We start from the raw sequence: 17,947 nt of genomic DNA, 5'->3' as shown, positions 1-17,947 counted from the left end.
CACCTCCCCGTAAAACGGACGCTAACCGATGGGCAAGAAAAAGAAGAAAGCCTACGAACACGATCTCGAGGCATTGCAGATCGAACTGGTCGGCCTCACGCGCTGGCTCCGCGCCACCGGTAAACGCATGCTGGTGATCCTCGAAGGACGCGATGCCGCCGGCAAGGGCGGCACCATCAAGGCCATCACCGACAAGCTCGACACCCGCGCCGCGCGCGTGGTCGCCCTGGGCAAGCCGTCGCACACCGAGGAAGGCCAGTGGTACTTCCAGCGCTACGTCACGCAGCTGCCGGCGGCTGGCGAGCTCGTGTTGTTCGATCGCAGCTGGTACAACCGGGCCGTGGTCGAGCCTGCGATGGGCTTCTGCACCGACGAACAGTACGACGCCTTCATGAAGGCGTGTCCGTCCTTCGAGAAACTGTTGACCGACGACGGCATCATCCTGGTCAAGTATTGGTTGTCGGTCGACCAGGAGCCGCAGGAAAAGCGCTTCGCCGAACGCGCGGCCGATCCCCTCAAACGATGGAAACTCTCGCCCGTCGACCTCAAGGCCCGCGAAAAGTACGCCGAGATGGGTGACTTGCGTGACGCGATGATCCAGCACACGCATACCGCCGATGCGCCGTGGTTCGTCGCCGACTTCAACGACCAGAAAGAAGGTCGTCTGAACCTTATCCGCCACCTGCTCGACCAGGTACCCGACAAGCTCACACCGGACAAGGAGTTCGACCTGCCCCCGCTGAAGGGCAAGCCGAAGAAGGACAAGGTCACCGCCAAGGCGGAGAAGGTGCCGAAGGTCTACTGACGCACGGCGGCACGTCGCACGGGCGCCCTGCGTGGCAGGCGCCCACTGCGCGACAGCCTCAGCCACTGGCGCAAGGCCAGCAGGCCACCGGCCGATTCGATCATCGCCGCCGGCACCCACATGATGACCCCACCGATGAGCTGGCCGGTGAGCACGTTGAGAGTGAAAGCGCGGCCGCATATCTCGAAGATGGGGTACAGGTCGGTCTTCGAGAACGTCACGATCGCGCCGGCCACGATCTGCGGCGTCATGGTGATCGCCGGAGACAGCACACGGATACCCGGCGACATCCTTCCCGGCGGTTTCGGCCGGTGGTCCAGCACGATCCACCAGTACGCGAGGCCCGAGAGCACCATCGACCAGTTCATCGCGCGATAGATCCGCCAGTCCAGCATCGCCATGGTCTGCATGTCGGGAATGAGCCAGACCAGGATCAGCGCGACGAAGAACAGGGTAACGAAGGCGGGGTTGAACAGGCATCCGGCGGCGATGCGCCACGCAAGCGACTGTCCTGCGCGTCGCAGGTGAACGCGCAGCCCCAGTGGCAGGCCCGCGCGCAACACCGTGCCCGGGTACGCCGCAATCAGCAGCAATGGCGCGAGGTGATGCAGCAACACCTGCTGGATGCGATGCATGAAGAACTCATGCTCGGCGTAGTAATCGAAATACGTATGCAGCGCGACATACACGATCGCCATGCCAGCCCAGAACGCGGCCTGGCGCAACGGCGTGACGCGCAGGCGCCGGGTCCCCGCGACGTACGCCGCCGCCGTGGCGAGAAAGACGATGAGGAACACCCAGGAGAACTCCCAGGGCACGATCCACTTCATGACGCCGGCACCCATCCGCTCAGACGACGCGACGGGCGCGACGCGTGCGCCGCCAGCCGTAGATCAGGCCGAGCAGGGCCACCAGGCCCGGCACCAGCACGATGTTGATGAACTTCAGACGCAGGCCCAGGGCATCGATCTCGGCATTGAGCTGGTGCTGTACCTCCCGCAGTTCCTTGCCGATGGCCAGCTTGCGCTGCAGGTACTGCTCCACTTCCCGGCGCTGCTCTGCCGTCGCGGTCGTCGGCGCCGCCGCGCCCTTCGCCGGCTGCAGTTCGGCGAGTCGCCGCTGGGTTTCGTAGAGCTCGTTCTCGAGCTCGCGCTTCTTGACCAGGAACTTGCGATCGGCCGCCGCCTGCAATGCCTTGACCCGCGTGAAGGGCCGCTGCGAGTTCACCCGCCCACGGATCGACAGCAGGGCCGACGAGCCACCCAGGTTATCGACGAGGTTGGCGACGAAGTCGCCGTTGTTGGCGAACGGCGTGAGTTGTTGCTGGCCAAGCAGGGGCTGCACGTCGATCCACAGGCGATCCGACAGCAGGTCCGTGTCGGCGACCAGCACCACTTCGCCCGGACCACTGGCAACGGCGAGGTGACCCTTCTCGCGACGCTCCGGGAACGCCGTATGGAAGGTGTCACGCAGGCGCGCAGCCAGCAGATAACGGTCGTGGGTCGGCTCGTAGTTCTCGAGCAGGCTGGTCGGATCGCTGGCCGAATCGCGCACGCGCTGCGCCGGCACGATGGCGGCCTCGTCCGACGTCTGCACCAACGGAATCAGGCGGGCTTTCGTATCCGGCGCGAGTTCGAAGAAGCCCGCCGTCGAAAAATTGATTCGCTGCAGGCTGGCCGTGACCACGTCGTCATGATTGAGGTCCTGTGCACCCAGACCGAGCATGGCCGGGTGGCCAATGCTGTTGCCGTTGAGCTCGATGGTCAGTGCCTGCGAGCGGTCGAGCACGACACGGGTCGGGTCGAACACCACGCCCCATGCCTGAAACAGCCGCGGCAGGTTCGAATCGTGATCGTCGACCGTGCCCTGCGAATCGATCAGTGGTGCCGTGTCCATCTCCGCATCGGGATCGACAAAGACGACCAGATGGCCCCCACGCAGGACGAACTGATCGATCGCGTACTGCGCATCCTCCGACAGGTGCTTCGGATGAATGAGGAGCAGTACGCTGATCGCCGGGTCGATATGGGTCACGCTGTCCGGGTCGATCGTGGTGACGTCGGCCAGCTGGTCCAGCTGCCGCATCAGCGTCCACGGCGCCTCGCCGATCACCAGGTTCCCCTCCAGTGGCAAGGAACTCATCACACCGAGTCGTGGCTTCTTCGGCATGCCCAGCTCGTACAGCAGCTTGGCGATGTCGTACTCGACGAAGGCCTCGCGTGCCGGATCGAAGAAGGGAATGGCCTGCGGTGCCGTGTCACCGGGACCCGCACTGCCGACCAGGCCGAAGAACACGCGCTCACCGTTGCTGCCACCACTGGCAGGCGTGAGCCCGTAACTTTCGGCGGCGTCCTCGTCATCCGAATAGGGCACGGGATCGATCACGCGAAGGCGGATCCGGCCATGGGCCCTTACGGCGATCTCTCGCAGCATCTCGTGTACGCGCTGCTCGTAACTACGCAGCTGTGCGAGGTCGCGCGTGGCGTGATCGGAGAAGTAGAGGGTCAGCGTGAGTGGCTTGCGCAGGCCATCGACGATATCCAGGGTGCCGGGTGTGAGGGTATAGATGCGATCCGACGTGAGATCGACGCGCGCCGTGCGCAGCGACAACGAGCTGATCGCGATCACCACCAGGAACAGGACGGCGATGCCGAGCAACGAGAGCCGCAGCAGGAAGGTACGGGACAGGTGCAGGTGACGCGAGATGCTCATCGCGTCCTCTTCAGGTCGAGGACCACGACACTGGCAGCCAGCCAGGCCACGATGGTGGCGAAGAAGTACACCAGGTCGCGAAGATCGAGCACGCCGCGCGCGATCGCGTTGGCGTGCCGGGCGATACTCAGCTGACCCAGCGCGCCGATGATCCTCGGCGGCACCGCATCCTGGAAGAAGTCCAGCACCTGGGGCTGGCCCGAGAGCAGCAGGAGGAAACACACGGCGGCCGTGAGGATGAACGCGATGATCTGGCTACGCGTCGCCGTGGACATGCATGTGCCGATGGCGATGAACGCGCCGGCCATCAACCAGCTGCCGACGTAGCCGGCAAGGATCACGCCGTTGTCCGGATCGCCGAGATAATTCACGGTGATCCAGATCGGGAAGGTCAGGCACAGACAGATGCCGATGAAGGCCCAGGCGGCGAGGAACTTGCCGAGCACGGCCTGCGAGATCGATACCGGCAGGGAAAACAGCAATTCCAGCGTGCCGGAGGCGCGCTCCTCGGCCCACATGGACATGGTCACGGCGGGGACCAGCACCAGGTAGAGCCAGGGATGCATGTCGAAGAACGGCTGGAGGTCGGCCAGGCCACGGTCGTAGAAGTCGCCCGAGTAGAACGTCAGCACGCCGGCCATGACCAGGAAGATCACCATGAAGACATAGGCCACGGGGGTGACGAAATAGCTCCACAACTCGCGACGCAGGATCGCCGTCACGCCGCTCATGCCTGGGCTCCGCGCGGCTGCGTGGTGATCTGGCGAAACACCTCGTCCAGGCGTCCCTGCTCGAGCTGGATCTCCGAGACCTCGAGGTTCTGCGTGCGCAAGAGGGCCTGTACCTCGTCGAGAATGGGCTGGCTGTTTCGCGGAAACACGGTGACGCGCCCGTCGAGCGGATCCACTTCCACCGACGCAACATGGGGAATACGCGCCAGCATCTCGCGCGACACACCACTACCCGGCGCACTGAACGACACCGCGCCGTGATAACGCGAGCGCGCCTCGAGCTCCGCGGGCGTCGCATCGGCAAGCAGGCGTCCGTTGGCGATGATCGCCACACGGTTGCAGAGCGCGTGCACTTCCTCGAGCAGGTGCGTCGAAATCAGGATCGTGCGTTCGCGCGCCATAGCGTCGATCAGCATGCGCACCGAGTGCTTCTGGTTCGGATCGAGGCCGTCCGTGGGCTCGTCGAGCATCAGCACGGGAGGATCGTGAAGGATCGCCTGCGCCAGGCCCACGCGCCGGCGCAGTCCTTTCGATAGCGTGCCGATGGTCTGCTCGAGCACGTCTTCCAGTTCGAGCCGCATCACGACTTCGTCGAATCGGCGGAAAGCGATGTCCCGGTCCAGGCCCCGCACGCGCACCATGAAGACGAGGAACTCCCGGATCGTCATCTCGCCGTAGCTGGGTGCCCCTTCCGGCAGGTAACCCAGGGCGCGCTTGGCGGCGAGCGGCTCCTTGCGCACGTCGTGGCCGCAGACCCGGGCCGTGCCCGAGGTGGGGGCAAGAAAGCCGGCGATCATGCGCATGGCCGTCGACTTGCCCGCGCCATTGGGCCCCAACAACCCAAGCACCTGCCCCGGCTCGGCGCGCAGGGTCAGGGCATCCACCGCGGTCAGCGGCCCATAACAACGAGTGAGTCGGTCGGTCTCGATCATTACTTCGCAGTGTAGCGAGGGGCTTCGGAAAAAGGCGGTGCGGTGAGGTGCGTCGCAAGAGCCGGCGGGTGCCACCCTCGGGGCCCCGAGGGCGATGCCCGCCGGCTCTTGCGACGCACATCGAGCGCAAAGCGAGGCCGCAGGCGAGCCCACCCAACAAAGCGCGCAAGAAAAAAGCCCCGCCGTTTCCGGCGGGGCTTTCGGGTATCGCTTTACGCGTGACTTACTTCGCGAGCGTCGGCGCGGAGGCCGCTTCGGCCGGAGCCGCGGCGGTGCCTGCCGGGGCCGGGGCCGTCGACGAACCGGCCGGGGCCGCGTCGTCCAGCGTCTGCGGCTTCAGGCCGGCTTCCTGCTCCGGGGTCTGCTCCGGGAGGTTGTCGCCCTGCAGCGGCAGGTAGATCTCGAACTTCTGCTCGTCGTAACCCTCGATGGTGCCGTGGTTATTGGTCGGAGCCTTGGTCTGGATGTCGTAAGCGCGGAACACCACGTCGTCGTACTTGTAGCCGTGGGTCTGCGAATACGCCTCGAGCATCTGACGCGTCTGCGGCAGGCCGGCACCCGTGCCGGCCCAGTCGGCCTTGAGGGCCTTGCCGCCGAAGGCCAGCACGGCCTTGACGTTGCCGTCGACGACCACGCGACCGAGCTTGTCCTTGCTGCCCGGTGCCGCGCTTTCGGCAGCAGCCGGCGCGGCCGCGGTCGAGGCTTCGGCCGGATCCAGCGAAGGACGCTGGGCAGCGGTGATCTCGACATCCTGGCCATTGATCTTCAGCGTGGTGGCATCGATCTCGGCGGCCACGTCGAAGGTGTAGTTCTGATCACCCCAGTTCGTGGTGATGGTGATGCGCGGGCTGGTGATGTTCACGCCCAGCTTCTTGGCGGTCGCCTGGATCTCGGCCATCGCCTTATCCGACGCGGTATCGACATCGTCGAGGGTGCGCGGGGCGGTGGTGGAGACGAACAGGATCGGCTTGGCCGGCTGCTCGACGATCGACGGAACCATCTTGCTGTAGTCGATGTTGGGGATCGACGCCATCAGGTTCTGCAGATTGGACAGGCTGAACTGGATCAGCGCGTCCGGATCGCCGTGGATGTAGAGGTTCGAGAAGCGGTTGACCAGGTTGAAACCGTACGAGACATCGTAGGCCCAGTTGACCTTGACCAGCTTCTGGCTGCGACCGGTGCGCTCCAGCGTGATCGTGAACTTCTTGTCGGTACCGCGCCAGCCGTTGTCCAGGTTCCAGACAATGGTGCCCTTGCCGGCATCGGAGATCTGGGCGAAGCCCGGATCGATAGAGGCGATCTCGAGGGCGCCATCGCCGACCTTCGGGTCGGAAGCCTTCCACGCGATCTTTGCACCCGGGCCGTACGCCTTGCCCGACAGCTCGAACTGCACCTTCGAATCGAAGGAGCGCAGCACGGTGTAGTCGGGGAAGCGACGGAAGTTGCTGAAAACGTCGTAAACCTGACGCAGATCCTTGCTGATCAGCATTTCGCGCTCAACGTGTCCAGTTGAGGGCATAGCAACGCCGACCACGACACCGAGTACGGCGACGATGACGAGGGCGACAATAAATTCTAACAGACGCGTCATTCCACGGTTCTCCGAACGTCTTACGAACGGGTTTTACGCACAGCTACGGACGCCGTACGCTCACCCCTGAAGAATCGGCCCGTGGCAGGGGTTCGCCCGCGCCGAAAGAGCCGATGGTACTTGCTCGCGGCGGGGAACGCCATTGGGTGCCCTGCCCTTTTTCGCAAGCGGGTACAAGGCGATTTTCGGCCGCCAGGGCCCAACCGGGCCTGGCGGTCAGCGCCGGGTCAGACGATACCCAGCTCCAGAGCCTTCAGGACGGCCCGCGTGCGGTCGCGCACGCCCAGTTTGGACAGGATGTTGGAGACGTGGTTTTTCACCGTGCCTTCGGCCACGCGCAGCGAATTGGCGATCTCCTTGTTGCTGTAGCCGCCCGAGAGCAGGCGCAGGATCTCGGTTTCACGCTCGGTGAGGGGATCGGGCTGCTCGAGGCTGGAAAACTGATTCTGGATGCGGCCCACGCCAGCCAGGAGCCGCTGGGTCACCATCGGGGCCACCAGCGAGCCGCCCGCGGCCACGGTGCGTACCGCTTCCACCAACTGGTCCAGCGAGACGTCCTTGAGCAGGTAACCGCGCGCGCCGGCCTTGAGTCCGGCCAGCACCAGTTGGTCGTCATCGAAGGTGGTCAGGATGATGGTGGGCGGTAGTTCGTTACGTCCGCCGAGGGCCTGGAGCACGTCCAGGCCGCTCATATTGGGCATCCGCAGGTCGAGCAGTACCACATCGGGGCGGATCTGCGGAATGGTCTGCACGGCCTGGGCGCCATCCGCGCACTCGGCAACGACGCGGATATCCCCCGCAAGGTCGAGCAGCGAGCGAATGCCCTGGCGAACCAGGTTCTGATCGTCAACGAGACAGACGGAGATCATGAATGACCCTCGGAAGGAAGAGGAATTGTGGCACGGGGCGTGAGGTCCGGATCGTCGACCAGCCCCTGTTCCAGCGCGGGACGCGCCGGCGCGTGGGCCAGGGTCGGCTCCTCGCCCAGTGGCAGCCGCGCGATCAGGGCGAAGCCGCCTTCTGCGCCGGTCCGGAAGGTTACGGTGCCACCGAACTCGGCGAGGCGCTCACGCATGCCATTGAGGCCGTTACCCGGGCGGACCGCGCCGCTGCCGTCGCCGCGACCGTCGTCGCGTGCCTCCAGGCAGAGCTCGTCAGGACCGGTGTGGCGGAAGGTCAGCCACAGGTTCCGGGCATGCGCGTGGCGCACCGTATTGGTAAGGATTTCCTGTACACAGCGCAGCAGCATCTGCGCCCGACGAGGGTCTTCGACGCCGAAGCGCGGCGGCACGCTCAACGCCACCTGAAGCCCCGGTACGCCCTCGATCAGGCTCCGCACCGCCTGCGTGAGGTCGATCGCATCGTCCTGGCGCAGCTCGCTGACCACCTCGCGCACGTCGGCCAGGAGTTGCTTGGCGGTGCGCTGGGCCTTGAGGACGTGCTCCCGGGCGGTGTCATTGGTGAGATGGCTGGCCACTTCCAGGTTGAGACTCAACGCCGTGAGGTGATGACCGACCAGATCGTGCAGATCGCGCGCGATGCGCATGCGCTCGGCGATGCGGGTCGATTCGGCCAGCAGGGCGCGTGTGGCACGTAGCTCGGAATTGAGTTGTCGCAGCTCTTCTCGCTCATCGGCCTGCTGGCTCGCCACCATCGAGGCGATGAAGACCAGGGCCGAGAAGCCGAAATACAGGCAGGCCTGCATCGTCGAGGCGATCAGGGTGAATGGAATCTCAAGGAACACCGGGATCAAGAGCAGATGGGCGAGCACCATCCAGGCGATGCCGATGGGCAAGGTGACCAGCCAGGGCACCACCGTCGCCACGATGATCAGCAGCAGCGCGGCGACGCCACTCTTGCTGAACACGCCCACCGCGAGCGCCGTACCGGTAAGGATGAGCAGCACCGCGATGCGGGTGAAGCCGTCTACGCGAAGGCCGAGATTGCGGGTGAGCAGCCAGTACACCAGGCCGAACACCAGGTAGCTACCCGTCCAGCCCAGTAATGCCATGTCCCCGATCGTTCCCGGGCCACCCCCCACCCGCTGCATGGAAAGAGGCAGGCCGACGCACAGGAAAACGAAGTACGTGGCGTACTTGAGGAGGCGGACATTATTGAACTGAACCTTCGACATGGCCGCATCATAGGGCTTCGCGCCCGCCGCACCACCTGATAGAAGTCACGCTCCGGCAACGCGGCAAGCGTCGGCTTTACAACGGTTTTACATACGCGATGGCGCGCCGTTGAGGTGGCCGGCATGCCATAATGCCGCGCATTCGGCGGCCCGGGGGTCGCCCGTTTCAGAACCCCTCATTCCAGAACCACAGCGGAGCAACGAATGGCCCTTGCCATCCGCGACGTGCGCGAGCACGACCTGGATGCCGTGCTGGCACTCAATAACGAGGCAGGCACCGGTATCCTCGCCACGGACCGCAGCCGCCTGCGCCACCTGTACGAGATCGCGCACTATTTTCGCGTCGCCGAACAGGATGGCCGGATCCTCGGCTTTCTTATCGCCATGCGCCCGGACGCCGAATACAGCAGTCCGAATTTCCGCTGGTTCCAGGCCCATTACGAAAGCTTCGTGTACATCGATCGCATCGTGATCGCGTCCGAATCGCGTGGCCACGGGCTGGGCCGAATCTTTTATTGCGATGTGCAGAGTTATGCCGAGGTACGCGTGCCGCTTTTGACCTGTGAAGTTTTTCTCGAACCACGTAACGACCAGACCGTGCTGTTCCACGGCACCATGGGCTTCCAGGAAGTCGGCCAGCAGACGATGGGCGAGACCGGCCCGAAGGTGAGCCTGCTCGCCCGTGAGTTGCCGAGCTTCCCGTTCGTGCGTGAGCGCTATATCGAGCAGGACGGCCTGCCTGCGGTGGCTTGGCTCAGCGAGCGTCAGCGCCCCATCGACGGCCCCAAGGTGAGCGCATGAACGCCCGCGCCGAACCCCTCGAAGCCGCCTGCGACCTCCGTTTCGGCCAGGTCGGCATTGCCTGCGTGCGCCTTCGCCGCGTGGACGCCGCCGCCCTTGTCGAGGAACTCGAGCGCCGCGTGCGCTCGGCACCGCAGATGTTCGCCCGTGCGGCGGTCGTGCTCGATCTCTCGCACCTGCCCAAGCTGCCCGACGACGGCATGGTCGATGCCTTGCTCGAAGCCATTCGCAGCGCCGGCATGCTGCCGGTCGGCATCGCCTATGGCACGCCGGAGACCGAAGCACTCGCCGAACGGATGAACCTGCCGCTGATCGCCAAGTTCCGCGCGCAGTACGAACCCGGCCAGGTCGCGACCGCGCCGGGTGCCGCTGCACCGGCGCGCAGCGAACCGGTGGCCGCGATGGCCCCGATGGACCAGGACCATGAACCGGGCAGCAGCACGACAGCCCAGCACCACACCGGCAGCGCCGTGCGCTCCGGCCAGCAGGTCTACGCGCGTGACCGCGACCTCGTCGTCACCGCCGCCGTCGCCAATGGCGCGGAAGTCATCGCCGATGGCTCGATCCACATCTACGGCAGCCTTCGCGGCCGCGCCATGGCTGGCGCGCAGGGCGACGAATCCGCACGCATCTTCTGCTCCGACTTCCGCGCCGAACTGGTCGCGATCGCCGGGCATTACCGCGTGTTCGAAGACATGCCAAAGGAATTCGAGGGCCAGGCCGTGCAATGCTGGCTCGATAATGGAAAACTCATGATCGCGCGCCTGTGACGCGCGGTCCCACGCTTATTCGCGGAGACATCTCTTGACAGAAATCATCGTCGTCACCTCCGGCAAGGGCGGAGTCGGCAAGACCACCACCAGCGCCTCCCTCGCCACCGGTCTTGCTCTCGAAGGCAAGAAAGTCGCCGTCATCGATTTCGACGTCGGCCTGCGCAACCTGGACCTCATCATGGGCTGCGAGCGGCGCGTGGTGTACGACTTCGTCAACGTCGTACATGGCGAAGCCACGCTCAAGCAGGCCCTGATCAAGGACAAGCGCCACGAGACGCTGTTCGTGCTCGCCGCGTCGCAGACGCGCGACAAGGACGCACTCACCCAGGAAGGTGTCGAGAAGGTCCTCGACGAGCTGACCAAGGAAGGCTTCGACTTCGTCGTCTGCGATTCGCCGGCCGGCATCGAGAAGGGTGCGCACCTGGCCATGTACTTCGCCGATCACGCCGTCGTCGTCGTCAACCCGGAAGTCTCGTCCGTGCGCGACTCCGACCGCATCCTCGGCCTGCTCGCCAGCAAGACCCGCCGCGCCGAAAAGGGCGAAACGCCGATCAAGCAGCACCTGCTGCTCACGCGCTACAACCCCAATCGCGTCGAAGCCGGCGAGATGCTCAGCGTCAAGGACGTCGAGGACATCCTCGGCATCAGCGTCGTCGGTGTGATTCCCGAATCGGAGAACGTGCTCGCGGCATCGAACGCCGGCGTTCCCGTGATCCTCAACGATGACTCCAACGCCGGTCTCGCCTACAAGGATACGGTCGCCCGCATCCTCGGTCGCGAGCTTCCGCTGCGTTTCATCGAGCCGGTCAAGAAGGGCTTCCTCAAGCGCGTCTTCGGAGGTTGAGCATGGGTATTCTCGATTTCCTGAAGCGCAAACCCGAAGCGAGTGCGGGCGTGGCCAAGGAACGGCTGCGCATCATCGTGGCCCAGGAGCGTTCGGCGCGCGGCGGCCCCGACTACCTGCCGCTGCTGCGTAACGAGCTGCTCGAAGTCATCCGCAAGTACGTCAACGTCGATGTCGACGCGGTGAACGTCACCCTCGACCGCGACAGCGGCCACGAAGTGCTCGAACTCTCGGTCGCCCTTCCCGACGGCAAGCCTGCTACCTCGGCATGAACGCACCCGATTCCGCCGACGCGGTCCTCCGCGTCGGCGCCATCGGCTTCGACGAACCGCGCACCCTCCTCGCCCGTTACGGCCTCACGCTCATCGAGGTCGCCGACGGCGAAGCCATTCCCGGTAGTTTCTGGGGCGACACCGAGGCCGGCATCATCGGCACGACGGTCTACGCCCGCGCCGACACGCCTGTGCACTCGCTGCTCCACGAAGCCTGCCACCTCATCGTGCTTCCCGAGGACAAGCGCGCGCTCGTACACACCGACGCTACCGATTCGATCGAGGAAGAAGACGCCACCTGCTACCTGCAGATCGTCCTCGCCGGCGAACTGCCGTCGGTCGGCTCTGCTCGCCTGATGGAGGACATGGACCGCTGGGGGTACACCTATCGCCTTGGCTCCACGCGTGCCTGGTTTGAACAGGATGCTCCGGAAGCGCAGGCTTTCCTGCGCGAGCGTGGATTGCCTATTGGCTGAGGCACGCGGTTCGGACTCGGGCCCGGGCTCGCCTCATCACTATCCGGCCTCACTCGTTTGCACGATGCCCTGAGGGTTCGCCGACACAGTCGGCTCCTACCCAAGATCTGCGTTGCGCCGGTGCGGGATCTGCATTGCGTGGGCGCGACATCTGCGTTGCACGCGAGCGTCGCGCTTGGCGCTCTACCGGCCATTCGCCTCACCGTGGGGAAGAGCCCAACGCGAGGCCGAAGGCGAGCCTCTATCCCGGCTCGTTGCGCTCGATCTGCGAGACGACGCTCGATGCGGCGGCGGCTTGCGTACGTGCCAGTCGACGGCGTTCGAGCGTGCCATAAGTCAGCCATGCGCCAAGGCCGATCAGGCACATCACGGTCGTGCCGATAGCCAGGGTGAGCATGCTGCCCGATAGCGCCGGCGAGAGTACGCCGGCGACGATGGCGGTGAAGATCAGGCTACCGAACGCCTGCACCGACGACACGCCGCCGCGCTGCTCGGGGAAACGATCGAGCAGGAGCAGGGTCAGGGTCGGGAAGGCCAGCTGGACGCCGCAGCCGTAAAGCGCCAGCGGCAGGGTCGACCAGGGCACGCGGGGATGATCCAGCGTCAGCGCGAGGATCAGGTTCAGGGCGCACGACGACAGCATCGCCGCGTAGCCCCAGTTCACCGTGCGCGCCGCACTCGCCCGACCGGCGACGCGGCCCGAAACGAAGGCACCGAAGACCATGCCGCTGACCACCGGCACGAACAGCCAAGGGAAACCGTCGGCGCCCAGGTGCAGTAGATCGCGGATGAGCTGCGGCGCCGAGGCGATATAAAGGAACAGGCCGGCGAAGTTGATCGAACTGGCGATCGCCAGCGGCCAGAACGGCAGGTCGCGCAGGATCGTCAGGTAACCGTGCATCAGCGGGCGGGGCCGGAAGACCGTGCGCTTTTCTTTCGGATGGGACTCGACCAGCAGCCGCGCCACGCTGACGGTGAGGGCTACCGTGAAAGCGGCCAGGGCCCAGAAGATGCCACGCCAGCCATCGATGCCGAGCAGCCATGCGCCGATGATCGGGGCGATGGCCGGCGCGATACCGAAGATCATCATGACCTTGGACATCATCCGCTGGGCTTCTTCGCCCTGCATCGTGTCGCGCACGACGGCGCGGCCGATGACGATGCCGGCACCGCCGCACATGCCCTGGACGATGCGACAGCCGAGCAGGAAGGCAAAGCTCGGTGCCATCGCGGCGCCTACCGAGGCGACGGCGTAGATCGCCATGCCCACCACGATGACCGGCTTGCGGCCATAAGCGTCCGACAATGCCCCGTGGAACAGGCTCATCACCGCATACGCCAGCAGGTAGACGCTGAGCAACTGCTGCAAGGCCACTTCGCCCACGCCGAAGTCATGCCCGATATCCGGAAAGCCCGGAAAGATGGCATCGATCGAAAACGGCCCGATCATGGACAGGGCCGCCAGCAGGTACGGCAGGTAGCGCCGCAGGTCGCGGGTCGCGGAGGTCATGGACCTTCAAGGCGTTGGCAAGGGAACTGAGCGAGTATAGCCACAAGGTTTCGGTCCATAATCGTGCCAACGAACCGCATGGGAGTTGTCGTGGGCTATACCGGTTTTGTGGCCGTCGGCGTGGGCGGTGTACTCGGGTGCTGGCTGCGCTGGTGGCTGGCGGTCGCTTTCAACCCGCTGTTCCCGAACCTGCCGCTGGGCACACTCGCCGCCAATCTCGTCGGTGGCCTGCTCATGGGCGTCGCCCTGGGTGTGTTCGACCACTTCACCACCTTGCCGGTGGAAGCGCGGCTGCTGGTCGCCACGGGATTCCTCGGCGGGTTGACCACCTTCTCGACCTTCTCGGCCGAGACCACCGGGCTGCTCCTCCGCGAACAGTACGGCTGGTTCGCCGCGCACGTCGGGTCGCACCTGGTCGGCTCCATCGTCATGACGATCGCCGGCCTGTTCATCACACGCGGAGTACTGAAGCATTTCTAAGCGCCACGCCGCGCGGGGCGGCGGAGGGATCACCAGGGGTCACGACGATGAGCCACGATTCTTCTTCTCTCAAGGCACGGGCACAGGCCCTGCTGGAACAGGCCGGCATCACCCTCGGCGGTAACCGGCCCACCGACCTGGTCGTGCACGACGAACGCACCTATCCCCGTGTCTTCGCCCACGGATCGCTTGGCCTGGGCGAGGCCTATATGGAAGGCTGGTGGGATGTCGGCGACCTGCCCGCCTTCTTCGCCCGCGTCCTCGCCTCCCATGTCGACGACTCGCTGCGCACGCTGGACACCCTCGTCGCGCACCTCAAGGCCCGCTTCCTCAACCTGCAACGCGGTGAGCACGCCTGGGACGTAGGCCGGCAACATTACGACCTGGGTAACGACCTGTTCGAGGCCATGCTCGGCAAGCGCCTGGTCTATTCCTGCGGCTACTGGGCCCAGGCGAGCAACCTGGACGATGCCCAGGAAGCCAAGCTCGACCTGATCTGCCGCAAGCTGCAGCTGCGGCCCGGCCAGCGCCTGCTCGACATTGGTTGCGGCTGGGGAGAGGCGCTGAAGTTCGCGGCGGAGCGCTACGGCGTGAGCGGCGTCGGCGTGACCATCTCCAAGGAACAGGCCGAGTACGCACGCGAGCTGTGCAAGGGCCTGCCGATCGAGATCCGCCTGCAGGATTACCGCGATCTCGACGAACGCTTCGACGCCATCCTTTCGGTCGGCATGTTCGAGCACGTGGGTGGCAAGAACTACCGCACCTGGTTCGAGGTGGCACGACGTTGCCTCGCGCCCCAGGGCCTCGCCGTCCTTCACACCATCGGCAGCAACGAGCAGCCGGGCCGGCCCGATCCCTGGATCGAGAAGTACATCTTTCCCAACTCGGTGATCCCCGCGATGAGCCAGGTGGCGACCGCCCTGGAAGGCTTGTTCGTGGTCGAGGACTGGCACAACTTCGGCACCGATTACGACCGGACGCTCACCGCGTGGCTGGCCAACTTCAACGAGGCGTGGCCCCACCTGGCCGGACGCTACGACGAACGCTTCCGGCGCATGTGGCAGTTCTACCTGGGCTGCTCGGCGGGCATCTTCCGTAGTCGTCGTGACCAGCTGTGGCAACTGACCCTGTCACCCAGAGGCGTGCCGGGCGGCGTTCGCGTGCCACGCTGACGCCGTGACGACTTCGTGCCCCGTACGGTCGGGGCATGAACGATCAGGCGAGGACCCGCGACGGCGTCGTTGAGACCGATGTACCAGCCCGACTGGACCGGCTGACCTGGGGCCGCTTCCACACGCTCGTCGCCGTGGCCCTCGGCATCACCTGGGTGCTCGACGGACTCGAGGTCACCATCACGGGCTCGATCGCCGGAGCGCTGAAGTCCAGTCCGGTATTGCATCTGAGCGACACCCAGGTCGGCCTGGCCGGCAGCCTGTACCTGGTCGGCGCCGTGGCAGGCGCCTTGTACTTCGGCTGGCTGACCGACCGCCTCGGCCGCAAGAAGCTCTTCACGATCACGCTCGGCCTGTACCTCGTCGCCACCGCGGCCACGGCGTTCTCGCCGAACTTCGTCACCTTCGTGCTGTTCCGCATGCTGACCGGCGCCGGCATCGGCGGCGAGTACGCGGCGATCAACTCGGCCATCCAGGAGCTGATCCCCGCCCGGTACCGCGGACACACCGATCTCGTCATCAACGGCAGCTTCTGGATCGGTGCGGCGATGGGCGCGCTCGGCGCCGTCGCCCTGCTCGACGGCGGCTGGGTCTCGGCCGAACTCGGCTGGCGGCTCACCTTCGGCCTGGGCGCCGTCCTCGGCCTGGGCGTGCTGGTGCTTCGACAGTGGATACCGGAAAGTCCACGCTGGTTGATGCTGCACGGACGCATCGACGAAGCCGAGGCCATCGTCGCCCAGATCGAACAACGGCTGGGCGTGCCGCCGCCGACGGAGCCCCTGCCACGGCTGCGGCTGCGACCGCGCCGACTCACGCTGGGTACCGTCGCCACCACACTGTTTCGCGACTATCCCAGGCGCACCCTGCTCGGCCTGATCCTCATGGCGACGCAGGCCTTTTTCTACAACGCGATCTTCTTCACCTATGCCCTGGTCCTCGGGCGCTTCTACGGCGTTTCCGACGCCGACGTCGGCTTCTACCTGCTGCCCTTCGCCGCCGGCAATTTCCTGGGCCCGCTCCTGCTCGGGCGCCTGTTCGACACGGTCGGGCGCAAGCCGATGATTGCGATCACCTATGCGATGTCCGGCCTGCTGCTGTTCGCCACGGCATGGCTGTTCGTCCACGGCATGCTCGACGCCCGCACGCAGACGGTTGCCTGGAGCATCGTGTTTTTCTTTGCTTCCGCCGCGGCGAGCTCGGCCTACCTGACGGTGAGCGAGAGCTTCCCGCTGGAACTTCGTGCCCTGGCCATCGCCTTGTTCTATGCCTTCGGCACGGCGCTCGGTGGCGTCGTCGGTCCCTGGCTGTTCGGTACGCTGATCGGCAGCGGCGAGCGCGCCGCCATCGGCTGGGGTTACGCGATCGGTGCCTGCCTCATGCTGTTGGGCGCTGCCGCCGCGCTAGGCCTTGGGATCGCCGCCGAGCGACGCCCCCTGGAGGACATCGCCGCGCCGCTCGGGCGCGCCGACTGAGCGCAGGAAGCGTTTGCGCGCGATGCCGCGCACGAAGCCCAGCGCGGGCCGTGGATCGTCCCAGCGAAAGGTGTGCAGTTGCGCCCTCGCCCACTGTGCCAGCACGGGCAACCACGGCAGCCGTTCGCGCTTGCGCAGGGCAAGTACGGTCGGGATATCGTGGTAGAGGTCGACGCACGCCACGCCTTCGGGATAGTCGCGCGCCGCACGCGTCACCGGCAGCCCCTGCGCGTCCTGCCAGGCCATCTCGCACACGTTCATGCCGCAGCGCGCAGCGAACTCCACCTAGGTCCAGGCGCGCGTGTTCACCTCGATGATGCGATACACGCCGTCGCGCGGATCGCGTTTGAATTCGGCGCTGAAAATGCCGCGGTAGTCCAGGCCATCCAGCAGGCGACGCAGATGGCGAACAGCCTCCGAAAGGATCGCCAGCGGCACCGAGTGACAGCATGAGCTGTTGCCGAAATCCGGTGGCGACATGCGCAGGCGCCGTCGCGCGAAGAGGCCGGCATACGCGCCGTTCCTGTCGCGAAAACCGTCGACGAAGAAATGCTCGCTGGCCGGACCCGGAACGTATTCCTGCGCCATGACGCTGAAGCCCTGCGCATGCAGGCGCGCCCACGTCTCGCGAAGCGCTTCCGGCCGGTCGACCCAGAGGCCCTTCACACCCGTGACGTCACTGAATCGCTGGGAGTTGACCGGCTTGACGAAGACGCGATCCATCGACGCGAACGGAATGGCGTCGATGTCTTCCCGGCAGGCGATGCGATACGTGCGCGGATGCGGAATATGCGCGGCCGCCAGGTAGCCGGCAAAGACGGCCTTGTCCTGCAGCAGTTCCTGAGCGTCTCGGCTCGATGTGCTGGCCAGGAAGCGATGGCCGAGATCGGACGACGGCAGGTCGGCCAGCCAGAGCGCGGCGTCGTCCGCGCCGGGAATGATGACCGCCCGGTCCAGGGGCATGGCGCGCAAGGCGGCAAGTGCCTGCTCGCCAGGTTGGCCGTCCCACGGGACGTTACCGGGCGCCGGCCGGTACCAGCGCGAATGGGTGACGATATCGCCCGGCGGGCATGCCACGTAGGCAGGAATGCCGGCGAGCTGAAGACTACGAAGGATACCCAGCGCGGTCGGTCCGCGCCCCATCACGATCGCGGGTACGCGCTCGTCGCCGCACCTAGCCATACCGCCCCCAGTGACGGGTTCCAACGCCGGAGTGGCGTTACCCTGCAAGGACAATGTGAC

General features: G+C 65.7%; 19 protein-coding genes. 9 read left to right on the top strand and 10 right to left on the bottom strand.

Annotation, left to right across the window (positions count from 1 at the left end; genetic code table 11):
* The first annotated feature begins 28 nt into the window (after window positions 1-28).
* Complete coding sequence (gene ppk2, locus BJI69_RS11955) at window positions 29-805, top strand: polyphosphate kinase 2 (RefSeq protein WP_046980099.1); 777 nt, start codon at window positions 29-31, stop codon at window positions 803-805.
* Here the strand turns inward: ppk2 and BJI69_RS11950 are convergent.
* The 7 genes from BJI69_RS11950 to BJI69_RS11920 all read right to left on the bottom strand — a co-directional run bounded on the left by BJI69_RS11950 (window position 799) and on the right by BJI69_RS11920 (window position 8,905).
* Window positions 799-1,650: a cytochrome c oxidase assembly protein gene (locus BJI69_RS11950; protein ID WP_046980098.1), complete on the bottom strand. Its 852-nt coding sequence runs from the start codon at window positions 1,648-1,650 to the stop codon at window positions 799-801. The genes ppk2 and BJI69_RS11950 overlap by 7 nt on opposite strands.
* Window positions 1,651-1,654: 4 nt before the next feature.
* Window positions 1,655-3,517 (bottom strand): GldG family protein, encoded by a 1,863-nt coding sequence (locus BJI69_RS11945; protein ID WP_078023162.1) that lies wholly within the window; start codon window positions 3,515-3,517, stop codon window positions 1,655-1,657.
* The gene (locus tag BJI69_RS11940) at window positions 3,514-4,248 is read right to left on the bottom strand and encodes an ABC transporter permease subunit (RefSeq protein WP_046981871.1); all 735 of its coding nucleotides are present in this window, start codon (window positions 4,246-4,248) and stop codon (window positions 3,514-3,516) included. Before BJI69_RS11940 ends, BJI69_RS11945 begins: the two co-directional genes overlap by 4 nt.
* Complete coding sequence (locus BJI69_RS11935; RefSeq protein WP_071924943.1) at window positions 4,245-5,180, bottom strand: ABC transporter ATP-binding protein; 936 nt, start codon at window positions 5,178-5,180, stop codon at window positions 4,245-4,247. The genes BJI69_RS11940 and BJI69_RS11935 overlap by 4 nt, the downstream gene beginning before the upstream one ends.
* Window positions 5,181-5,403: 223 nt before the next feature.
* Window positions 5,404-6,771 carry an SRPBCC family protein gene (locus BJI69_RS11930; RefSeq protein WP_046980036.1) on the bottom strand — a complete coding sequence of 456 codons (1,368 nt, stop codon included), beginning with the start codon at window positions 6,769-6,771 and terminating at the stop codon, window positions 5,404-5,406.
* A 227-nt stretch (window positions 6,772-6,998) separates the two neighbouring features.
* A complete protein-coding gene (locus BJI69_RS11925) occupies window positions 6,999-7,640 on the bottom strand; it encodes a response regulator (RefSeq protein ID WP_046980035.1) in 642 nt (213 codons plus the stop codon).
* Window positions 7,637-8,905, bottom strand: a complete 1,269-nt coding sequence (locus BJI69_RS11920) for a sensor histidine kinase (protein WP_071924942.1) — start codon at window positions 8,903-8,905, stop codon at window positions 7,637-7,639. The genes BJI69_RS11925 and BJI69_RS11920 overlap by 4 nt, the downstream gene beginning before the upstream one ends.
* A 204-nt stretch (window positions 8,906-9,109) precedes the next feature.
* Here BJI69_RS11920 and BJI69_RS11915 point away from each other — a divergent pair, with 204 nt between their 5' ends.
* The 5 genes from BJI69_RS11915 to BJI69_RS11895 are packed head-to-tail and all read left to right on the top strand — an operon-like array spanning window position 9,110 to window position 12,071.
* Window positions 9,110-9,706 carry a GNAT family N-acetyltransferase gene (locus BJI69_RS11915; protein ID WP_046980033.1) on the top strand — a complete coding sequence of 199 codons (597 nt, stop codon included), beginning with the start codon at window positions 9,110-9,112 and terminating at the stop codon, window positions 9,704-9,706.
* On the top strand, window positions 9,703-10,476 hold the full coding sequence (gene minC / locus BJI69_RS11910) for a septum site-determining protein MinC (RefSeq protein WP_046980032.1): 774 nt from the start codon (window positions 9,703-9,705) through the stop codon (window positions 10,474-10,476). Before BJI69_RS11915 ends, minC begins: the two co-directional genes overlap by 4 nt.
* Before the next feature lie 34 nt (window positions 10,477-10,510).
* Window positions 10,511-11,323, top strand: a complete 813-nt coding sequence (gene minD / locus BJI69_RS11905) for a septum site-determining protein MinD (protein ID WP_046980031.1) — start codon at window positions 10,511-10,513, stop codon at window positions 11,321-11,323.
* Window positions 11,324-11,325: 2 nt separating this feature from the next.
* Window positions 11,326-11,595, top strand: coding sequence for a cell division topological specificity factor MinE (minE, locus tag BJI69_RS11900; protein WP_046980030.1), 270 nt, complete (start codon window positions 11,326-11,328; stop codon window positions 11,593-11,595).
* Window positions 11,592-12,071: a hypothetical protein gene (locus BJI69_RS11895; protein ID WP_046980029.1), complete on the top strand. Its 480-nt coding sequence runs from the start codon at window positions 11,592-11,594 to the stop codon at window positions 12,069-12,071. The genes minE and BJI69_RS11895 overlap by 4 nt, the downstream gene beginning before the upstream one ends.
* Before the next feature lie 241 nt (window positions 12,072-12,312).
* Here BJI69_RS11895 and BJI69_RS11890 read toward each other — a convergent pair whose 3' ends face one another.
* On the bottom strand, window positions 12,313-13,581 hold the full coding sequence (locus BJI69_RS11890) for a multidrug effflux MFS transporter (RefSeq protein ID WP_046980028.1): 1,269 nt from the start codon (window positions 13,579-13,581) through the stop codon (window positions 12,313-12,315).
* A gap of 90 nt (window positions 13,582-13,671) precedes the next feature.
* On the opposite strand from BJI69_RS11890, the gene crcB reads away from it, so the two are divergent.
* From crcB to BJI69_RS11875, 3 genes are read left to right on the top strand one after another with little or no spacing between them, the layout of a single operon-like run.
* Entirely contained in the window at window positions 13,672-14,061 is a 390-nt protein-coding gene (gene crcB / locus BJI69_RS11885; protein ID WP_046980027.1) for a fluoride efflux transporter CrcB, read from the top strand.
* Window positions 14,062-14,108: 47 nt separating this feature from the next.
* Window positions 14,109-15,233, top strand: coding sequence for a cyclopropane fatty acyl phospholipid synthase (cfa, locus tag BJI69_RS11880; RefSeq protein ID WP_046980026.1), 1,125 nt, complete (start codon window positions 14,109-14,111; stop codon window positions 15,231-15,233).
* Between the two features lie 35 nt (window positions 15,234-15,268).
* Window positions 15,269-16,705: an MFS transporter gene (locus BJI69_RS11875; RefSeq protein WP_046980025.1), complete on the top strand. Its 1,437-nt coding sequence runs from the start codon at window positions 15,269-15,271 to the stop codon at window positions 16,703-16,705.
* Here the strand turns inward: BJI69_RS11875 and BJI69_RS11870 are convergent.
* Together BJI69_RS11870 and BJI69_RS11865 are read right to left on the bottom strand one after the other, a co-directional pair.
* A complete protein-coding gene (locus BJI69_RS11870) occupies window positions 16,634-16,966 on the bottom strand; it encodes a hypothetical protein (protein ID WP_125903039.1) in 333 nt (110 codons plus the stop codon). The two genes, BJI69_RS11875 and BJI69_RS11870, sit on opposite strands and share 72 nt — an antisense overlap.
* Before the next feature lie 24 nt (window positions 16,967-16,990).
* The gene (locus BJI69_RS11865) at window positions 16,991-17,887 is read right to left on the bottom strand and encodes a hypothetical protein (RefSeq protein ID WP_125903038.1); all 897 of its coding nucleotides are present in this window, start codon (window positions 17,885-17,887) and stop codon (window positions 16,991-16,993) included.
* Between the last annotated feature and the right edge of the window lie 60 nt (window positions 17,888-17,947).

It is taken from the genome of Luteibacter rhizovicinus DSM 16549 (assembly GCF_001887595.1).
Taxonomy (GTDB): Bacteria; Pseudomonadota; Gammaproteobacteria; order Xanthomonadales; family Rhodanobacteraceae; genus Luteibacter; species Luteibacter rhizovicinus.
Note: the sequence above shows the minus strand (reverse complement) of the source record. Positions and strands in the feature narration are given on the sequence as shown.

Excerpts from the sequence above, each read along its gene's own strand:
- ppk2 (WP_046980099.1), top strand. The coding sequence starts at position 29 with ATGGGCAAGAAAAAGAAGAAAGCCTACGAACACGATCTCGAGGCATTG.
- BJI69_RS11950 (WP_046980098.1), bottom strand. The coding sequence starts at position 1,650 with ATGGGTGCCGGCGTCATGAAGTGGATCGTGCCCTGGGAGTTCTCCTGG.
- BJI69_RS11945 (WP_078023162.1), bottom strand. The coding sequence starts at position 3,517 with ATGAGCATCTCGCGTCACCTGCACCTGTCCCGTACCTTCCTGCTGCGG.
- BJI69_RS11940 (WP_046981871.1), bottom strand. The coding sequence starts at position 4,248 with ATGAGCGGCGTGACGGCGATCCTGCGTCGCGAGTTGTGGAGCTATTTC.
- BJI69_RS11935 (WP_071924943.1), bottom strand. The coding sequence starts at position 5,180 with ATGATCGAGACCGACCGACTCACTCGTTGTTATGGGCCGCTGACCGCG.
- BJI69_RS11930 (WP_046980036.1), bottom strand. The coding sequence starts at position 6,771 with ATGACGCGTCTGTTAGAATTTATTGTCGCCCTCGTCATCGTCGCCGTA.
- BJI69_RS11925 (WP_046980035.1), bottom strand. The coding sequence starts at position 7,640 with ATGATCTCCGTCTGTCTCGTTGACGATCAGAACCTGGTTCGCCAGGGC.
- BJI69_RS11920 (WP_071924942.1), bottom strand. The coding sequence starts at position 8,905 with ATGTCGAAGGTTCAGTTCAATAATGTCCGCCTCCTCAAGTACGCCACG.
- BJI69_RS11915 (WP_046980033.1), top strand. The coding sequence starts at position 9,110 with ATGGCCCTTGCCATCCGCGACGTGCGCGAGCACGACCTGGATGCCGTG.
- minC (WP_046980032.1), top strand. The coding sequence starts at position 9,703 with ATGAACGCCCGCGCCGAACCCCTCGAAGCCGCCTGCGACCTCCGTTTC.
- minE (WP_046980030.1), top strand. The coding sequence starts at position 11,326 with ATGGGTATTCTCGATTTCCTGAAGCGCAAACCCGAAGCGAGTGCGGGC.
- BJI69_RS11895 (WP_046980029.1), top strand. The coding sequence starts at position 11,592 with ATGAACGCACCCGATTCCGCCGACGCGGTCCTCCGCGTCGGCGCCATC.
- BJI69_RS11890 (WP_046980028.1), bottom strand. The coding sequence starts at position 13,581 with ATGACCTCCGCGACCCGCGACCTGCGGCGCTACCTGCCGTACCTGCTG.
- cfa (WP_046980026.1), top strand. The coding sequence starts at position 14,109 with ATGAGCCACGATTCTTCTTCTCTCAAGGCACGGGCACAGGCCCTGCTG.
- BJI69_RS11875 (WP_046980025.1), top strand. The coding sequence starts at position 15,269 with ATGAACGATCAGGCGAGGACCCGCGACGGCGTCGTTGAGACCGATGTA.
- BJI69_RS11870 (WP_125903039.1), bottom strand. The coding sequence starts at position 16,966 with ATGAACGTGTGCGAGATGGCCTGGCAGGACGCGCAGGGGCTGCCGGTG.
- BJI69_RS11865 (WP_125903038.1), bottom strand. The coding sequence starts at position 17,887 with ATGGCTAGGTGCGGCGACGAGCGCGTACCCGCGATCGTGATGGGGCGC.